We start from the raw sequence: 17,136 nt of genomic DNA, 5'->3' as shown, positions 1-17,136 counted from the left end.
GCTCCTGTCCCCCTTGTCGCTTGGCAGCCGGCCAACTGGCCTCGCTATTCCGCGCAGACCTCCAGTCGGACAGGTTTGTGCGCGGCGCGGCTGGCAGGGCGGGCGGGCAGGGGGGCCGTCGCCCTCCTGGCTCTGCCTGACGTCGACTCGTGCGTGCTGTCCTCACGGGCGCTGGCTCGAACGAGGTTTCCTCCTGGTGGGACGCGGGGTCTGGGTGTGGTGCTGGGCGCTCGTGGCGCTGGCGCTCGCGGGGTGCGACCCGGGAGCGGAGCTGACGCCCTGTGCCGTGGATTGCGAGGGCGCGGCCTGCGCGGCCTGTGTCACGTCCCTGCCCGAGGAGACCGTCCGGCCCGCGCTCGCGTGTGATCAGCTCCCCGCGCCGTCACGGTGCCTGGGGCCTCGCGTGCTGGAGCGCTGCGTGGATGGGGCCGTGCACCGGGAGGACTGCGCGGAGGACACCACCTGCGTCGAATCGCCCGAGGTCGCCTGTGTCGCGGGCTCGGCGTGTGTCGACGGCGTCTCGCGGTGCACGGAGTCCAGGACCTTGCATGTGTGCACGAACGGCCGGTGGGCCGCGCGGGCCTGTGACGTGCCTTGCGAAGCCGCGCCCGGCCGGGGCTTCTGCGGCAGGCCCGGAGCCACGTTGAGCGGCACGGTGCGCTACGCGCGCCGCTTCCCGGACGCGGAGTTCCGCGCGTGGACGACGGACGTGGAGCCGGTGCCTGCTCGCGGGTTCCTCATCGTGTCGTTCCAGGGCACGAAGGTGCTCGACTCGCAGGTAACGGATGACGCCGGCCGCTTCACGCTGAAGGTGTCGGCCTCCCCGGGCGAGGACGACCGCGTCGTCGTGTACGCGGCCGGCCGGGGGCGGGACGGCGCGGTGGCCTACGCGGTGGCGGACCCCGGGCTGCCGGGCGCGCAGTCGGTGAAGACGGTGCCGGGGGACGCGGCCCGCATCTGGAGCTGGTCGCGCACGACGCGCGAGCTGTCGGAGCACCCTTCGTTCACCCTCGCCGAGTCCGAGGGCTCCGGCGCGGCGGCGGTGTTCGACGTGCTGGGCACGGCCTGGCGCCGGATGCGCGAGCGCTACGGCGGGCGCGACGGCCTGCCCGTGGTGGCGTGGCTCGGCTTCGGGACGACCTGGTCCTGCGGGGCGTGCTTCGCGCCGTGGCCGGTGACGGCGGCGGGCCGGAGCTGGGACGCGCAGGTGTGGCTGCCGGGGGACTCGGATGCGGCGTGGTGGTCGGACGCGATGGTGATGCACGAGCTGGGGCACTGGGTGATGGCCAGCCGGGGCACCAGCCCGGAGGAGGGTGGGCCGCACTACGTGGGCGTGCCCACCTTCCCGGGACAGGCGTGGAGCGAGGGCTGGGCCACGTGGTTCAGCACGGACGCGCGCCGCAGTCCCCGCTACTTCGACCGGCAGGGCGGGACGCTGTTCTGGGTGGACCTGTCCGCGCGAGCCTCGTCCGTGAGCCCCTGGGCCCGGCCCCGCGCGGAAGCCGGGCTGCTCCAGCCCGTGGACGAGAACGAGGTGGCCGCCATCCTCTACCGCGCGGCCACCGGGACACCGTCCAGCCAGCCCCTCTACGACGCGCTCGCCGCGCCCGCGATGAACCGTTCGCCCTGGGCGCGCGGCTACACGCGCCACACCTGGACGCGGGATGCGCAGGGCGCGCTCACGGCCGTGGTGGATACGGGCAGGCCCTCACCGTGCCTCGCGGACTTCCTGGACGCGCTGATGTGCCAGGGCTTCCCGAACACGCTGGTGGACGCGGCCACCGACCCCGCGACGGCCTTCCCGTATCCCAGCCACGAGCCCCTGTGCCCATGACGCTCCCGCGAAGCCGGAGGTCGTCGCAGGCCCAAGCCCCAGAAGCGCCCGCGAATCGCAGGTCGCGGTGACCCGTGCCCATGAAACTCCCAGGTTCAATGCAGCGAAGCCGGCGGTTCCTCCCGCGCCCCTTGATGCGCAAGCGCGTGGCGGGGGCCGTGCTGGCACTGGCGCTCGTTGGCGCACTTTCGGCGGGCATGGCCTCCGGTGTGGACCGGGTGCGGCGTAAGAAGCCGCCACGGCCCTCCTCGCCACCTCGTCAAGCGCAGGGGAAGTCCGTCCACGCGTCCTCACCGACGCTCCTCGCATCCGCGCGGTCGGTGGCGCTCCCCGCGTACGGAGTGGATGCGGGGGACGTGAAGCCGCGCGAGCGTCAGGGCGCGCGGCCTGTCGTCCCGGTGAAGACGCACGCCACGGATGCGGTGACACCCGTGCTCACGCGAGGCCCGGTGGACGGCGTCACGGCCACGGACAGCCCCGCGCCACCTCCCACGGTGCTCCCCGCCACGGCGCGCATCCCCGCGCCCCTGCAGGTCTCCTGGCGGGTGGTGGACGTCAGCGCGGACGCGGTGCGGCTCATCGCGCGGCTGGACCGGAGCCCGGGCTTCACCGCGCCCGTGGAGGTCTCCCTGCGCGTGCCGCCGCGAACGGTCCTCCGGGAGGGCCCCACGTCGCCCATCATCCTGGACGGCGACACCCGGGAAGTGCCCTGGACCCTGGGACTGCCCGAGGGCTCCCGCCCCGACGACGACCTCGTGCTGCTGGCGAGCGCCGGAGGTGAGTCCTTCGGCGTCCACGCGGAGGCGCGCTACCCCTTCGGCCGGACGCTCCCGGAGTCACCGCGCCCCACGCCCACGGGGCCTCCGCTGCCGGACGCCCTCATGCGCTCGCGCGAATAGCCCCGGACTCAATCCAGGTTGAAGTACACCTCGTCGATGGCGCCGTGGAACTGGTCGTTGTTGTTCCCCGCGCTCTTGGCCCCGATGCCGACGGACTGGCCCGTGGGGTTGATGTCGTAGGTGCTGGCGAGCAGCGCGCTGCCCCGGGCCACGTTGTCGATGAGGATGGTCAACGTGGTGCTGGTGCGCTGACACGTCACCTTGTGCCAGACGCCATCCGCGATGCCCACGGACGACTTGACGATGACAGCGTCCGCGCCGCCGGTGGTGCGCACCACTGTACCGCGCCGGGTGCATGGCGGCCTGCACGAAGGCGATCACGTTGTTGGCCGTACCGTCGCGCTGCTGACGCGCAGCCAGCGCCTCGTAGAGCCGATGTCGCTTCGTGATGACCGGCGCGACGTCGTCGATCTGGCACTGGCTAAGCAGCCCGCCGATCTCGGACCCAGTGAGACCGCCGCCTGTGTCACCGAGCACATCGCAGAGAGCTTCGAGGGTGGCGCTGTCGAGTCGGTCGATCGCTGTCACGTCCCCTTCACGGTGAAGCGGTGGCGAGGGGCACGACACGCGGGGTCGAAGTCGCGCTGAACGGCATCGCGGTCGTCGCGTCCGAGGCGTGTCCACGTCGTCTGAGCGTTGGGCGCCCTTGTCGTGCCGAACCCGTACGGCAGACTGATGCCGATGAGGTCGGTGATCAGGTAACGGTCGTGGATGTCATCCCAGAGGAAGACGTCCACCGAGAGTCCTGCGGTCTTGGCCGCCGTGGTGATGGCTGGCGTCAGCGCCGCGACCACGTCGCTCACCCGAGGGCGCTTGTCGTTACCGCCACCGTACCAGGCCGCTCGATGAATCTCGACGAGCGGTTTCACCGAACGCGTACGTAGACTCGCGAGGAGTTTCATCATGTCGCCGTACTGGTGGTGGTCCGTAGGATCGATGAACGGGTCGACGAAGATGAGCGAGTTGGCGTGCCGCAACACCGGTGCGAGGGCGGCCTCGTAGGCCACGAGCGTCCGCTCAAGGCGCAGCGACGGGCTCCGAGAGGCCCACCACGGCGCGCTCGACAACTTGCTCACGGAGCTGACGATCGCGTTGCGAGCGTGCGGGACTGCAGTGGCATCGGTCGCGATCACGCCCGCGAGGAGCCGCGTCGAGTGGCTCGCGAGTGCTTCGACGCACCAGTCGGCGTCGGTCTGCGGCGTGGTGGCGGCTGCCGGATCGGCGAAGACGATGCGCTGCTGCGTCCGCAGCTTCCTCAGCAGCTCCTTGCCGCGCTGGTGCCACGGGCGCGACGCGTCGTCGAAGGTCTTGGCCCACTCGCCCGCGCGTAGATTGCGGACGAGCCCTTCGTGGAGGAGCACCTCCTTGAGGGCTTGCAGATGGAGGCCACAGACCTCCTCGCTGGTGTAGGCCGTCACGTCGAAGACACCAGGCGTGAGCGCGTACTCGGCGAGCAACGCCATCACAGCACCTCTCGGAGGCCTTCTTCGAAGAACCCTCCGGGCCATGCCTTGACCAGCTCACCGCGCTCGTTCAGCGGCATCTTGCGGCTGATGCTACGTGATCCGTCTCTCTCCACGAGCACCACAGAGACATCCTCCGGCCGTACGGGGCGAACGCCGCCCGGCACGGTCCCCTCGTGGGTCTCACGCATGCGCCGCATGACCCGCAAGAGCAGATGCTCGCTGTGGGTCTCGACGAAGATGATCCGGCGCTGCCCCTCGCGGTTCGCAGCGTCGAGGAGGAGATCGCCAAGCCCCACCTGGACGGCCGGGTGGACATGGATCTCCGGCTGCTCGACGAGCGAGAGGCCGCCGCGCCCTTCGATGGCCGCAACCACCACGGGAATGAGCTGAGAGATGCCGGCGCCCACCTCCGACGGCAGGACGAATGAGCCCGCGCCCGTGTCGAGCAAAAGGCGCCGTACCGTCTTGTCGACGTGGCCTGCCGCGACGTCCTCGGCGTCTGCGTTGCCTTCGAAGAGCTGCTGCACGACTACCTTGCAGCCGACGTTGAGCTTGCGCAGCCAGTCGTTCGTCCGCTCGACAAGCGTGAGGCGATCCGCGAGGAGCAGATCCCACGCGGCGAGGCCGTCGGCCCAGCTCGTGATGCGGCCGGCGCGCTCGTAGAGAAACCCGCGCGGCGGGATCGTGCGCAGCGGCCCGACGTACTGAGCGTCACGCAGGAAGCTCGCGAGCTGCGAGGTTGTGCCGAGCACGATCATCTCCAAGAACGTGCGGACTTCCCGCGCAGCCCGCTCCCGGAGAGCAATTGACGCCTCGAGTGCCTCCACCTGTCGATTCACCTCGTCAGACGCGGGCTTGAGTCGCAGCGAGGCGAACTCCTCCTTGTCGCCCTCGATGTCGCTTGCCGCCACGACCCGCAAGGGCTCGCCCGGCGCAGGCAGGGCTGACGCCCGAGTCCGCGCGAGCGCGAACACCGGCAGCGACCGACCGTCGCCAAAGCCGCTGCCGTCTCCAAGGCCCGCTCCTGAGCCACTTCCTCCACCGTAGCCACCGCCCTCGGCCGTCAGCTCCCGATGCAGCTGCTCCTCGGGGATGGCGATCTGCTCCCAGGCTTCGGTGACCTCCGCCGGCGCGTGCTTTGCGGTGAATGGACGCCGTGTGCCATCGGCCTCGATCGCGTACCCGTCAGGCAGCTCGCGCGTCTCAGTTGCGAGGATCGGATGACCGAGGTTCACCCGCGTGTGGAGCGGCTCGCCTTCGCGCATCGTGGCCCCGACCTCAAGCCACACGAGCGGCTCGGCGTCGCCGTTCACGCCGATGCGCACCTGGCTGACGATCGGCCCTCGGAAGGCGGTGGTGATGCGATACTCGACGGTCAGCTCCAGCCACGCGCTCTCCACCTCATCGTCGAGGTCCGGGAACGGGAAGACCGTGAGGTCGCGCCCGAACCGCTCGAGCCCGCCGGGCGCGGCGAACTCGGCGCGCAGCACGATGGCGCGCGTGGTGTCGTGCTGGTGGACCAGCCGCGCGAATCCGCCGAGCTCGAGCACGTGTCCGCCTAGCTCGGTGCGATCGACATCCGCCGAGCCGCGCTCGAGCAGCTCATGTAGGTAGACGAGCGCCTGCAGGATGGTGCTCTTGCCCGCGCTGTTCGCGCCGAAGAGCAGCGTCAGCGGCGCGAAGTCGATGCGCTGGCGAGCGGCGATGCCCTTGAAGTTCTCGATCTCGAGCGAGGTCAGCATGAGGTCTCCAGCGAGCCCGCCATCAAATGCCCGTCAAATGCGCAACCATGCGCAACCACGTGGGGATGCGGTGCCGAGGCGCAGCTGCGGCGTTCTGCCAGCAAATGCCCAAGGTTGCGGCTCAAGCGCCCCCTCGGCAGGTACCTACCGACAAAGAAAACCGGGCTCACGGAGTGCCCCCGCGCGTCGTCGCTTCGCGCCCCTTGGCGGTCGTTCGGTATCGCTGCTTCGGGCTCTTCGGCTTGTCGGGCACCGTCATCTCAAGGAGGTCCGCGTCGAGAAGCGGCGCGAGCACTTCGTCTCGAAAGCGCGTACGGTTCGAGTGACGCGCAATGGCCATCAGCTCCGCGAGCGTCTTCGGTTCCGTTGCCTGAGAGAGCAGCTCGACTTGGGACGAGCTTAGGACAGCTTGGGACGAGCTTGGGACAGCTTGGGACAGCTTGGTCCCGGCTTGCTCCGCCTCATGTCCCGGCCGGATCTCTGCCTGGAAGGTGACCGTCGTGACGCCCATCTCGACCTTGAACGTCGGCGCCTCGATGCCCCAGGCGCGGCACGCCTCGATGACACGGTTGGTGCCACGGCCCCAGACCTCAATGGCGCCCGTGCGATGGAAGGCGCCTGCGAGATCCGGGTTGCGCGGCTTCGACGGATGCTCCCCCGAGAGCTGCTCGGCGCGTAGGCCGAACGGCAGATCGCCGACGCTGCGCACCTCGATGCGATCGTCGAAGACCGCGATGGCGACGTAGCCGCTCGCGAGGCTCAGGTCGCGGTGGATGACCGCGTTGATGATCGTCTCGCGCAGCGCCTCGGCTGGCACCGGTTGGCGGTCCTCCCGGAAGATGCTGCCTTTGGGAAAGCGCGCCGCAAGCGGCAGCGTGCGATCGAGCCACGCGATCGCCTCGCGCACCATCGCGAAGGCGTGCAGGTGGAGTTGCTGGTTGTCGAGGATGTCGCCGGTGATCTTCGTGCCGCGAAAGCGCCCGAGCTTGAGCAACGCCTGCGGGTAACGGGGCAGGAACTTCGTGCCGTAGAGCATCTGCGCGGCGTTGGTGAGCTGCCCGTCGATGCGCAGGCCGAGGCGGTCAAGGATGTCAGAGGCGTCCATGCTGGTGCCTGCCGACAGGCGTCGATGCTCGATGGCGCTCGCGCGGGTGCGGAGGATCTCCTCGTGGTCGAGGTCTTCGAGGCGCACGCCCTCAGCGGGCTGGTTCTCCCAACGGTGACGCGCGTGGTTGCGGTCGAGCAGCAGCCGCATGTACTCGTCCTGCGACATGGTCGTCGTCGTCGAGCCCACGCGCTTGTATGGCTTGTCGTCATAGACGAAGGGCACGAACGCCCGTGACGACGGCGCGGAGAATACGATGACCTCGATCCCGTTCCCCAGCGCGACGCGGTCCAACTCAATGCGCGCGGCTGGCTCGATTCTGCCGAGTGTCGCAGCGATGTCCCGCAGCGTGATGTCGGCGACCTGCTGGCCGACGAGCTGACCCTTGGGCCCCACGCCGACCAGCACCTGCCCGCCGTCGCCGTTCAAGAACGCGCACAGCGTCTCGCCTGCGCGACGCAATTCCGCCGTCGAGCGCTTGAACTCGAGGGTCTCCGACTCACCCTGGGCGATGAGCGCCTCAAGCGACGCAAGCGACTCGGAGGGCCGCGAGGTCGTCATGCGCCGAGACCTCCTGAGAAGGCGCGGGCGACGAGCGAGTCGAAGAGGACCTCGGACTCTCTTGCGGCAGCATCCAAGGCAGTGCGAGTGGATTCACTGCCCCTCATTGCTGCTGCGAACCTCTCCTGTAGAGCAAGGGGCGGCACCGGAAGGTTCACGGTCTTGAGCCGTTCCTTGGAGATGTTAGGCATGGAACCCGCCGTACCACCCGCGAGCCCTTGCAGCTTCTTTCGCATGCGCTCGTTGCTCAGCAGCGCCCAGAGAGTCTCGGGACGAAGGCCACTCGTTTTCGACAGCACAAATCGGAAGATGAGGTCCGGCAGCATCAGCTTAGGTCGCGTGTTCGCGACAAACACGCAAGCCGCAACGTGTTCGTAGGTGTTCTTCCTCGAGAACAGGACGTCGCCCGCCCTCACCTCGAGTTCCGGCACCGGCGAAAGGTCAGGGGAGAGTGCTTTGGTCTCGTAGGGGTTGTAGCGACCGAAAGTGACAGCTCCGAGTTTGAGTACGCCCCATTCATCATCGCTCGCGGGGCGCGCTTCGCACACGGGTGACCAGCCGCTGTCGATCGCGTCAAGCAGGTCCCCCAGCGGCTTCACCGGCCACCCCTTCGGGTTCGTCACCGGGTCGCCGAACATCTCCAGGAACGCCGAGCGCAGCAGTTCCTCGGTGAGGGCGATGGCCTCCTTGCGCTTGCGGCGGATGGCGTTGGCCTTGTCGAGGATGTCGGCGATGCGCCGCTGCTCCGCCAGCGGCGGCAGCGGCACCTTCACGCCACGTACCAACTCTGAGTTCAGGTTCTTGACGACGGCCCCTGCCGCAAGCCGCTCGAACTCGGCGTAAACCAATGGCGAGCCGAGCAGGTGATAGAAGAAGTCCTGATTGACGTTGCCGTCCTGCGGCGAGAGCACAAGCCAACCGTCGTGAATGCAGCCACTCGTATCGAGGATGTACGGGTGGCCGAAGCTCATCGAGTTGGTCAGAAGAAAGTCGCCAGGCTTGACCGTGCGGGACCGCGAGACACCTTCCTTGCGAATCCGCTTCTTCGTCGAAGAGATGTATTTCGAGCCTTCGCTTGCGTCTCCGATCATGATCCAGTTCACGCCGTCGGGATCATCCGTGATGAAGGCGTCGATGGGGCGCGGCGAACCGCCACGGGCAATCGTGAAAATCTCACCTAGGGGAACGCGAGGCCAAATCACAGCATCGCCTCCAGCTCGCTCAGGTCCTTCGCGATCTCCGCTTCGAGCGCTCGCAGCTTGGCGATGATCTTCTTCGGCGGGTCGTACTTCACCGCTTCGTGCTTCTGCTCCTTGTAGCGGTTGATCGAGAGGTCGAAGTCTTTGGCCTCGATGTCCGTCACGGGCACCATGAAGTGCTTGGCAGTGCGGTCGGCGTCCTTCTTCGCACTCCTCTTCCGCCAGCGTTCGAGCGCATCGGGCAGGTCGTTGTTGTCGAGCTGAGGGGCGCGCTTGTCGTCGAGCGAGAAGCCGTCCGCGCCGACGTCGTAGAAGAAGACGTGTTCGGTCTTGCCGCCCTTGGTGAACACGAGGATGGCTGTGGACACGCCCGCGTACGGCTTGAACACGCCGGAGGGCAGCGAGATGACCGCTTCGAGCTGGTTGTCCTTCACCAGCAGGGTGCGCAGCGCGGTGTGCGCCTTGCTCGACCCGAACAGCACACCGTCGGGCACGATGGTCGCGCTCCGTCCGCCCTTCTTGAGCATGCGGAGGATGAGCGCGACGAAGAGCAGTTCGGTCTTCTTGGTCTTCACCGCCTGCGTCAGCGTCGGGTGAACGTCGCCCTCGTCGAGGCTGCCCTTGAACGGTGGGTTGGCGAGGATCACGTCGAATCCGCCTGTCGACTGCTTCGCGAACTTCTCGGGGAAGCTGTTCGACAGCGTGTCCTGGTAGTGGATGTCCGGGTTGTCGACGCCGTGGAGCATCAGGTTCATCGACGCGATGCGGAGCATGGTCGCGTCGAAGTCGAAGCCGTGGAACATGCCGCTCTGGATGTGCGCGCGGTACGGCTCCAGCTTGTCGCCGGTGTAGATGACCTCGCCGTTCTCGCCCTTGAGGCGGCCCTGCGGCGAGGTGTGCTCCTTGAGGAGGTACTGCATCGTCTCGACGAGGAAGCCCGCCGTGCCGCAGGCCGGGTCTCCGATGGTCTCGGTAGGCTTGGGCTCCAGCAGTTCCACCATGAAGCGGATGATGTGGCGGGGCGTGCGGAACTGACCGTTGATGCCCGCCGTGGTGAGCTTGGAGAGCAGGTACTCGTAGAGATCGCCCTTTGCGTCGCCGTCGGTGATGGGCAGATTGTCGATCATGTTCACCGCCGAGACCAAGAGGCTTGGCTTCTGAATCATGAGTTGCGCGTCCTGCATGTACTCGGCGAAGGTAGTGCCGCCGTTGAGCTTGCGGAAATGCGGGAAGACCTCGTCGCGCACCACGCGGAGCATCTCGGCCGCGTCCTTCTGCTTGAAGTTCTTCCAGCGGCGCGGGTCGGTCGCGCCCTTGAAGCGACCGTGGAACTCCCTCTTGGTGCGCTCAGCCTTGCGCTCGCCGGTGGTCTCCATCACGTCGAGGAGCCGCGCGAACATGAGGAACGAGATCTGCTCGATGACGGTGAGCGGGTTGGTTATGCCGCCGGTCCAGAACTCGGTCCAGAGCTTGTCGATGTCGCTCTTCTGCTGCGTGGACAGGGTACTCATGCACTCACTCGTTTCGGCTCGAAGACGCTCAAGATGGCCAGCAGCTCATCGACGTCTTCCTTGTCGTCGAAGATGCCGTCCATGCTCTCGGCGTGGAGGGTGGTGAACGGCGGCTCGTACAGGCGCTCGAGTTCGATGCCGCCGTTCTGTGTGATGTAGTTCTGCAGCACTTGCAGGAAGCGAAGCTGCTGCGACGATAGGCGCGGGTGCTTGTGGACGAAGGCGGTGAAGGCCTTCTCGACCGCCTCCGCTTCGAGGCCCACGATCCCACGGAACACCGAGAGCAGCGAGCGCCGGGTCTCGGGGGCGTGCCCGGCGAGGTGCGTGATGTTGGCCTTGTCGTCGACCGAAAGGACGAGGCGCGCCAGGGCTTCCAGCTCGGCCTCCTGCACCGCCTGTCCGGCACGGATGCGCTGCAAGACCGGGTCACCCGCGAAGTGCTCCTTCAGCACCTTCTCCACGCGCGTACGGTATTCGACGAGGTCGAGCCCTTCGAGCTTCGGGATGTACGCCTGCGCGACATGGCCATCGTCGGTCACGTCGAAGACCTGCGGCGCCACCCTCGTTGTCGTGGGGAGCTGCTGGTACTTCATCACCGAGCGCAGCTCGCTCCGCAGCCCTTCGAGGTGCTGAACCTCGACGACGCTCCAGAAGTCCTTGTCGCGCACCTGTTTGATGGACTCGGCCTTGGCCTTCACCGGCTGGAGGTTCTTGCCGAGCAGCTCCACAGCCTCTTCGACGCGGCCCTTTAGGTCCTGCACCTTCGGCGCGCTCGGGCCACCCTTGAGCAGCTCCACCTGGAGGCGGGTGAGCAAGAGGTCGAAGCGGTACGCGTCTTCGTCGCCTCGGATGCTCCGGAGATGCTGCAGAGGGGCGACGATCGACAACAGATCGGCCTTGGTGGCCGCAGCGAAATGGTGGACGCGGTCGCTGTCCCCGAGCTGCGTCAGCTCCTTCCACTTGTCGCGGGCGTCGATGGCGTTCGTGCCCTGCACCGCACGGATGTCGCCGAGGATCTGCTGCTCTGCGATCCCGATGGCGGCCTCGTCCATCTTGTCGATGGCCGTCTGGAGCAGCTCCACGCGCGCCTCGAAAAGGTGCTGGAGCAGCGACTTCTGCGGGGCGGGCTGCGCCTCTTTGTACTTCTCGTCGAAGAACCAGAAGTTCTGCCAGTGGTCGAAGATGAGGAACTCGGTCTTGTCCTTGTCCGGGCCGAACAGGTCTTTGCGCAGGCGCGTGCCGCGACCAATCATCTGCCAGAACTTCACGTACGACTTCACCGGCTTGGCGAACACCAGGTTCACCACCTCGGGCACATCGATGCCGGTGTCGAGCATGTCGACGGAGATGGCGATGGTCAGCTCGTTCTCGGGGTTCTTGAAGTCGTCGATGAGCTGGTCCGCCTTCGCTTCCTGGTTGTCGATCACGCGACAGAAGGCCGATCCGTACTGCGGGTAGAGCTCGCTAAAGACCTCGGCGAGATGCACCGCGTGTAAGTGGTTACGCGCGAACACGATGCTCTTGCCGACGTGCTGGCCGGTCGCCTCGCGGATGCCGCCCTCCATAAGCGAGCGCCAGATGGCGCGCGTGGTGTCCTTGTTGAAGAAGTACTTGTCGAGGTCATCGCTGGCGTAGTCGATGGCCTGAGCCTGCGGGTCCTGGTCTTCGAGTTCTGCTCGCTGCTCGGCGGTCATCTGCGAGTAGCGGAAGCCGTCGCGTGAGAACTTGGTGCTGACCTGCATCACCCGGAACGGCACCAGGTAAGCCGGCTTGGATTCGATGGCCTGCTGGAAGTCGAAGGCCGACGTGGGGTCGCTATTCTCGCAGGCGAACAGCTCGTAGGTGTTGCGCTCGATGAACTTCACCGGAGTCGCGGTGAGTCCGACCTCCAGCGCGTCGAAGTACTGAAAGAGCGAGCGGAACTTCTTGTAGATGCTGCGGTGCGACTCGTCGGCAATGATGAGGTCGAAGAAGCCGACGTCGAAGTCCTCGTAGGCCTTCATCATCGCCGGATAGGTCGCGAGATAGATGCGCTTGTCACGATCGTTGGCCGTCGAGGCGTCGACAATCACGCGCGGCTCACCGGGCATGAACTCCTTGAAGACGCGGTCGGCCTGGCGACGCAGCTCCTTGCGGTCGCAGAGGAAGAGGATGCGCTTCACCCAGCCCGCGCGCATCAGCACGTCGCAGAGCGAGATGGCGACGCGCGTCTTGCCGGTGCCGGTGGCTTGCACCACGAGAGCCTTGCGGAAGTTGCCGGTGAAGCGCTCGCACACGCGCTTGACCGCTTCGAGCTGGTACATGCGGTTTGCGATGGCGAGGTTCGGCTCAACGTGGGCGAGCGACTTCTTTCCCGTGCGCTGGTGGACCAGGTACTCGAGGCTGTCCTTTGAGTAGAAGCCGTAGACCTTGCGGTACGGGTAGCCCTGCGCGTCGTCCCACAGGAAGACGTCGATGCCGTTGGTGAAGAAGACGACGGGGCGCACGCCGGTCGCCTTCTCGAGCGCGTCGGCGTACTGGCGCGCCTGCTCGCCTCCTGCGCGGGCATCCTTGGCGGTCTTCTTCGCCTCGATGACCGCCAGAGGCTTGCCGTCGTCGCCGTAGAGCACGTAGTCGGCGAAGCCGTCGCCGCTCCGCGTGGGCAGACCGGTGAGCTTCAGCTCCTGCTTCACCTGGTCGGTGCTGCTCCCATCGATGCCGATATTCCAACCCGCCGCGAGCAGCGCCTGGTCGATGAGGCGACGGCGCGTGGTGGCCTCGTTGAACTCGAGGGCCGAGGCGACCTTCTGGCCCGCCTCACGGAGCTTGGTCAGATCGCTCGCGTTCGCCTCGGCGGTGCGCGTGGCTTCCGTTGCGGCGCGTTCGGCCTCGAGCCGCTTCTTGGTCTCCTCGTCGAGACGCTTGAGGACGGACTCGTACTTGGCCTCCGCGAGGCGCAGCTTCTCAAGGGCGTCCTTCGTCTTCGCCGCGTTCACCGGCTCGGGCGGCGGCGGCGTGTACTTCGGCGTGGCCTCGAGCGTGCCGCCATCGAGCTGCACGAAGAACCAGCGAGCGATGTCGAAGAGCTGCGCCAAGCACCCCAGAGAGAGCTGGCTCGTGATGGGCCGTCGCGGGTGCGCGGCGTGGTTGCCCGCTTTGCGCACGGCGTGGAGCTTGTTCTGGACGACCTCGGGCACCGCCTGCCGAAAGGCGGTCTCGTTCATCAGATCGTTCAGGTTGTCGGAGTACGGCGGGCGCAGGCGATAGATCTCGTAAATGGCCGCGACCGCGTGCCCCACGAAGCTGCGCTGCTTGATGAGCGAGCTCGCGGGGTCTTCGTGGGCATAGCGCTCGGCGAAGCCGGCGAGATCGGCCAGCACCGCGCGACGGGCCCGCAGGAACTCGAAGTTCGCGGACTTCATGAACGGGACCTCCTCTCTTCGCGCGGCGCTCCCGAGCATGCAGGGCCGCTTTTCAATGAACGTGCCATCAGCCCTGCACCTCGTAGGTCTTCAGCCAGTTGGTCAACGTCTGGTAGCTCGGCAAGCCCACCAGCTCCGTCGCCTTCGTCTTGTTGCCCTGCGCTTCGTCCATCGCGCGCTCGAGGTAGTGGCGGGCGACTTCTTTCAACAACTCTCGGAGGTTGAAGCCGCTGCCCAGCGGGCGCCCGAGCACCTCCGGCCGCGTGCTGGTGGCCACTGGAAGGAGCGCTTCGCGCACGTCCTCCGACGAGATGGAGGCACCAACGCTCCAGATGGCGGCGCGGCGCAGGGTGTTGCCCAGCTCGCGGACGTTGCCGGGCCAGGGATGCGAGAGAAGAAGGTTCCTTGCGCCCGCAGAAAGTCTCTTCTCAGTGAAGCCAGGATCGCCCTGGGCCTCGCGGTTCACCTGGACGAGCAGGTGGTCGATGAGCATGCCCACGTCACCCTGGCGCTCGCGGAGCGGCGGGAGTTTCAAGACGGCCACCGCCAGCCGGTAGAAGAGGTCTTCGCGGAACCGACCCGAGGCGATCTCCTCGGTCAGCGTGCGGTTGGTGGCGGCGACGATGCGCACGTCGACCTTCACGGGCTTGCTCTCGCCGAGGGGCACGATCTCGCCCTCTTGAATGGCGCGCAGCAGCTTCACCTGCGCGGGCCTCGGCAGCTCGCCCAACTCGTCGAGGAAGAGGGTGCCGCCGTCAGCCTCCCTGAAGTGGCCCTTGCGGTCCGAGCTCGCGCCCGTGAAGGAACCCTTCTTGTGGCCGAACAGCTCCGACTCGACCAACTCGGGGGGAATGGCGCCGCAGTTGACGGCGATGAAGGTCCTGTCGCGACGGGGGCTGGCCCGGTGGATGGCTCGGGCGAGCAGCTCTTTGCCGGTGCCCGACTCGCCCTCGATGAGCACCGGCACACTGCGGACGGCGACGCGGCGGGCACGCTCGATGAGCCGACTCATCACGCGGCTCTTGTGGATGATGTCAGCGAACTCGGGCGCATCGGGCGGTGCGCCGGTGGAGCCCTGCTTCAGGCGCTCGTCCTGCTCACGGAGAAGGTCCGGCAGGAACTCGGCCGAGAGGTCGAAGGGCACCGAGGCGGTACGGACACCGTGCTCGCGCGACGACTCGATGAGCTCGGCGGGGAAGCGGGTCTTTCCGAGGATGATCCACACCGCGGCCATCGCGGGCGTGCCGGGCGAAAGGTGAAAAGAGAGCTGCGCGTCCTTGGCCTTGCCGAGGGCGTGCTCCACGCTGCGTACGGCGGCCTCGTAGATCTCGCCGAAGTTGGTAGGGCCCGAGAGCTTGTGCGGTAGGACCTCGACGCGCGTCTTCGTGCGGCCTTTGAGCCACTTGAGGTAGGGCTGGACGAGATGGTTGTCGTAGTCGGAGAGGAGGAAGGCCTCCTCGAAGTCGCGGCTGGTGAGCGCCTGCGCGATCGGCCCCTGGCCCACTGACTCACTCTCGGTGGGCGCTCGGAGATCGGTCTTTCCGAGCCAGGCGACGAGGATGCTGCGCATCTGCGGAGGATACAAGAACGCTTACGGTACAACAAGAGGTCTTGTCGACCACAATAGCCGTAAACCATCGAAGAGACGCCACCACGAGGGCGCGGGGCACGATCCAGCCTTTTGGCCCGGCGGCTGCAATGGAGCCTGGCATGATGACGAACAAGAACCGCATCGAGCCCCTGTCTGTCTCCGTTCTCTTCGCCACTGAGGAGGTGGCTCTTGACCTACGTGATCGCCGCCCCGACAGCATCGCGCTGTTCGGCGATCTCGACGAGCCCGCGCGCGACCAGCTCGCGCGCGACGCGTGGGCCATCGGCCTGCGTGCCCTCGCCAACGCGCACAAGGCTGCGCAGGAGGCGAAGCTCAAGGATGTCGGCACGGCGCTCCTCGGCGACATCGACAAGCAGCTCAGGGTCTACGTCGAGCAGCAGCAGCAGACGATCGGCGCGGTGCTCACGCGCTTCTTCGACCCGACGGACGGCCAGGTCACCCAGCGCCTCTCGGCGTTCGTCGACGACCAGGGCGTCCTGGCGCGGCAGCTCCAGAAGTTCCTCGGCCCTCAGGGCAGCGTGCTTGCCGAGACGCTGGCGAAGCAGGTGGGCGAGAGCAGTCCGCTCTTCAAGAAGCTCTCCCCCACCGACAGCACCGGTCTCGTGAAGATACTCGAGGCACAGCTCCGCGCTGTCATGGGTGATGGTCACGCCGAGCTGGTGCGCGCGCTCGATCCTCTTGCCGAGGACGGGGCGGTGGCGCGCTTCCTCAAGAGTCTGCGCGAGGAGCTGAAGGGCGCCAACGAAGACCGCCAGAGACAGCTCTCGGCGGCCCTCGCCGCGCTCGACGCCAACGACGAGCAGTCACTCCTGAGTCGCCTCGTGCGCGAGACGGAGCGCTCGCGCCGCGCGGTCTTGTCCGCCGTGAATCCCGAAGACCCCGCCTCGCCGATGGCGATTCTGAAGGCCAGCCTTTCGAAGTTGCTGCAGGAGCAGTCGGCATCGCAGCTCGCCCTTGTGAAGCGCCAGGAAGAGCGGCAGGTGCAGTTCGAGAAGGAGGTGCGCGAGGCGCTGGTGCGCATCGAGACCAAGCGCACGCATGAACTGAAGACCACGCGCGGCGGGCTGGTGTTCGAAGACGCGGTGCTGGCCTTCGTGCGGAGCGCGACGCAGGGGGCCCCGTGCGTGTTCGACGCGACCGGTGCCGCGGCGGGCATGGGCCGCAGCAAGAAGGGTGACGCCGTGGTGCGCTTCACCCAGGAGAGCGCCTTCGCAGGTGCGGGCGTCGTCTTCGAAGCCAAGCGCGACGCGAGCTACTCGGTGCAGAAGGCGCTCGACGAACTCGAAGCCGCCCGCAAGAACCGCGACGCGGCGGCGGGCGTTTTTGTGATGGCGCGGTCGCACGCCAGCGACGCGTTCCCGCGCTTCGCCCGCTTCGGAAACAACGTGCTCGTCGTGTGGGATGACCAGGACCCACTGACGGATGCCTACCTTCACGCGGCGGTGCTGCTCGGAGTCGGTCTCGTCACGCGCACCAAGACCGTCGGTGACGAAGGCGACATCACCGCCCTGCGCGACATCGAGAAGCGCATTGAAGACGAGCTTGTGCGCCTCGAAAAGATGGAAAAGCACAGTGAGAACATCCGCAAGAACATCGACGGCATCAGCGAAGAGATCCGCAAGGCGCAGAAGAAGCTCGACCTGCTCCTGCGGAACGCGCGCAGCACGCTGACGGCGCTGAACGTCGAGGTGAGCGACGAGGCCATCGAGATCAAGAGCCCGATCGCTCTGCCGAAGGGCTCGTTCGACGCGGCGGTGTGTTCGCTTCCCGGCGGCGGGGAGGCCGCGTGAGACTAATCGGCTCGTA

11 protein-coding genes are annotated in these 17,136 nt (G+C 67.1%); 3 read left to right on the top strand and 8 right to left on the bottom strand.

Going from position 1 to position 17,136, the window contains the following annotated elements:
- Nucleotides 1-196 precede the first annotated feature (196 nt).
- Nucleotides 197-1,834: a hypothetical protein gene (locus K8556_RS18015; RefSeq protein ID WP_223741312.1), complete on the top strand. Its 1,638-nt coding sequence runs from the start codon at nucleotides 197-199 to the stop codon at nucleotides 1,832-1,834.
- A 356-nt stretch (nucleotides 1,835-2,190) separates the two neighbouring features.
- Nucleotides 2,191-2,733: a hypothetical protein gene (locus tag K8556_RS18010; RefSeq protein WP_223741311.1), complete on the top strand. Its 543-nt coding sequence runs from the start codon at nucleotides 2,191-2,193 to the stop codon at nucleotides 2,731-2,733.
- An 8-nt stretch (nucleotides 2,734-2,741) separates the two neighbouring features.
- Here K8556_RS18010 and K8556_RS18005 read toward each other — a convergent pair whose 3' ends face one another.
- The 8 genes from K8556_RS18005 to K8556_RS17970 form a co-directional block, all read right to left on the bottom strand.
- The gene (locus tag K8556_RS18005) at nucleotides 2,742-3,011 is read right to left on the bottom strand and encodes a laminin G domain-containing protein (protein WP_223741310.1); all 270 of its coding nucleotides are present in this window, start codon (nucleotides 3,009-3,011) and stop codon (nucleotides 2,742-2,744) included.
- 246 nt (nucleotides 3,012-3,257) lie between these two features.
- On the bottom strand, nucleotides 3,258-4,196 hold the full coding sequence (locus K8556_RS18000; RefSeq protein ID WP_223741309.1) for a hypothetical protein: 939 nt from the start codon (nucleotides 4,194-4,196) through the stop codon (nucleotides 3,258-3,260).
- On the bottom strand, nucleotides 4,196-5,941 hold the full coding sequence (locus K8556_RS17995; RefSeq protein ID WP_223741308.1) for an AAA family ATPase: 1,746 nt from the start codon (nucleotides 5,939-5,941) through the stop codon (nucleotides 4,196-4,198). The genes K8556_RS18000 and K8556_RS17995 overlap by 1 nt, the downstream gene beginning before the upstream one ends.
- A 166-nt stretch (nucleotides 5,942-6,107) precedes the next feature.
- Nucleotides 6,108-7,607: an ATP-binding protein gene (locus tag K8556_RS17990; protein WP_223741307.1), complete on the bottom strand. Its 1,500-nt coding sequence runs from the start codon at nucleotides 7,605-7,607 to the stop codon at nucleotides 6,108-6,110.
- Complete coding sequence (locus K8556_RS17985; RefSeq protein ID WP_223741306.1) at nucleotides 7,604-8,809, bottom strand: restriction endonuclease subunit S; 1,206 nt, start codon at nucleotides 8,807-8,809, stop codon at nucleotides 7,604-7,606. The genes K8556_RS17990 and K8556_RS17985 overlap by 4 nt, the downstream gene beginning before the upstream one ends.
- Nucleotides 8,806-10,317, bottom strand: coding sequence for a class I SAM-dependent DNA methyltransferase (locus tag K8556_RS17980; RefSeq protein WP_223741305.1), 1,512 nt, complete (start codon nucleotides 10,315-10,317; stop codon nucleotides 8,806-8,808). The genes K8556_RS17985 and K8556_RS17980 overlap by 4 nt, the downstream gene beginning before the upstream one ends.
- Complete coding sequence (locus K8556_RS17975; protein ID WP_223741304.1) at nucleotides 10,314-13,718, bottom strand: DEAD/DEAH box helicase family protein; 3,405 nt, start codon at nucleotides 13,716-13,718, stop codon at nucleotides 10,314-10,316. The genes K8556_RS17980 and K8556_RS17975 overlap by 4 nt, the downstream gene beginning before the upstream one ends.
- A gap of 67 nt (nucleotides 13,719-13,785) precedes the next feature.
- Nucleotides 13,786-15,288 carry a sigma-54-dependent Fis family transcriptional regulator gene (locus K8556_RS17970; protein WP_223741303.1) on the bottom strand — a complete coding sequence of 501 codons (1,503 nt, stop codon included), beginning with the start codon at nucleotides 15,286-15,288 and terminating at the stop codon, nucleotides 13,786-13,788.
- A gap of 140 nt (nucleotides 15,289-15,428) precedes the next feature.
- Between K8556_RS17970 and K8556_RS17965 the strand changes: the two genes are divergently transcribed.
- Complete coding sequence (locus K8556_RS17965) at nucleotides 15,429-17,120, top strand: hypothetical protein (RefSeq protein WP_223741302.1); 1,692 nt, start codon at nucleotides 15,429-15,431, stop codon at nucleotides 17,118-17,120.
- Nucleotides 17,121-17,136 lie beyond the last annotated feature (16 nt).

The sequence above is a fragment of the Corallococcus sp. AS-1-12 genome (genome assembly GCF_020036995.1).
Classification (GTDB): domain Bacteria; phylum Myxococcota; class Myxococcia; order Myxococcales; family Myxococcaceae; genus Corallococcus.
Note: the sequence above shows the minus strand (reverse complement) of the source record. Positions and strands in the feature narration are given on the sequence as shown.

What these genes read in the sequence shown, in the direction of transcription:
- K8556_RS18000 (WP_223741309.1), bottom strand. Translation starts at nt 4,196, where the DNA reads ATGGCGTTGCTCGCCGAGTACGCGCTCACGCCTGGTGTCTTCGACGTG.
- K8556_RS17995 (WP_223741308.1), bottom strand. Translation starts at nt 5,941, where the DNA reads ATGCTGACCTCGCTCGAGATCGAGAACTTCAAGGGCATCGCCGCTCGC.
- K8556_RS17990 (WP_223741307.1), bottom strand. Translation starts at nt 7,607, where the DNA reads ATGACGACCTCGCGGCCCTCCGAGTCGCTTGCGTCGCTTGAGGCGCTC.
- K8556_RS17980 (WP_223741305.1), bottom strand. Translation starts at nt 10,317, where the DNA reads ATGAGTACCCTGTCCACGCAGCAGAAGAGCGACATCGACAAGCTCTGG.
- K8556_RS17975 (WP_223741304.1), bottom strand. Translation starts at nt 13,718, where the DNA reads ATGAAGTCCGCGAACTTCGAGTTCCTGCGGGCCCGTCGCGCGGTGCTG.
- K8556_RS17970 (WP_223741303.1), bottom strand. Translation starts at nt 15,288, where the DNA reads ATGCGCAGCATCCTCGTCGCCTGGCTCGGAAAGACCGATCTCCGAGCG.
- K8556_RS17965 (WP_223741302.1), top strand. Translation starts at nt 15,429, where the DNA reads ATGATGACGAACAAGAACCGCATCGAGCCCCTGTCTGTCTCCGTTCTC.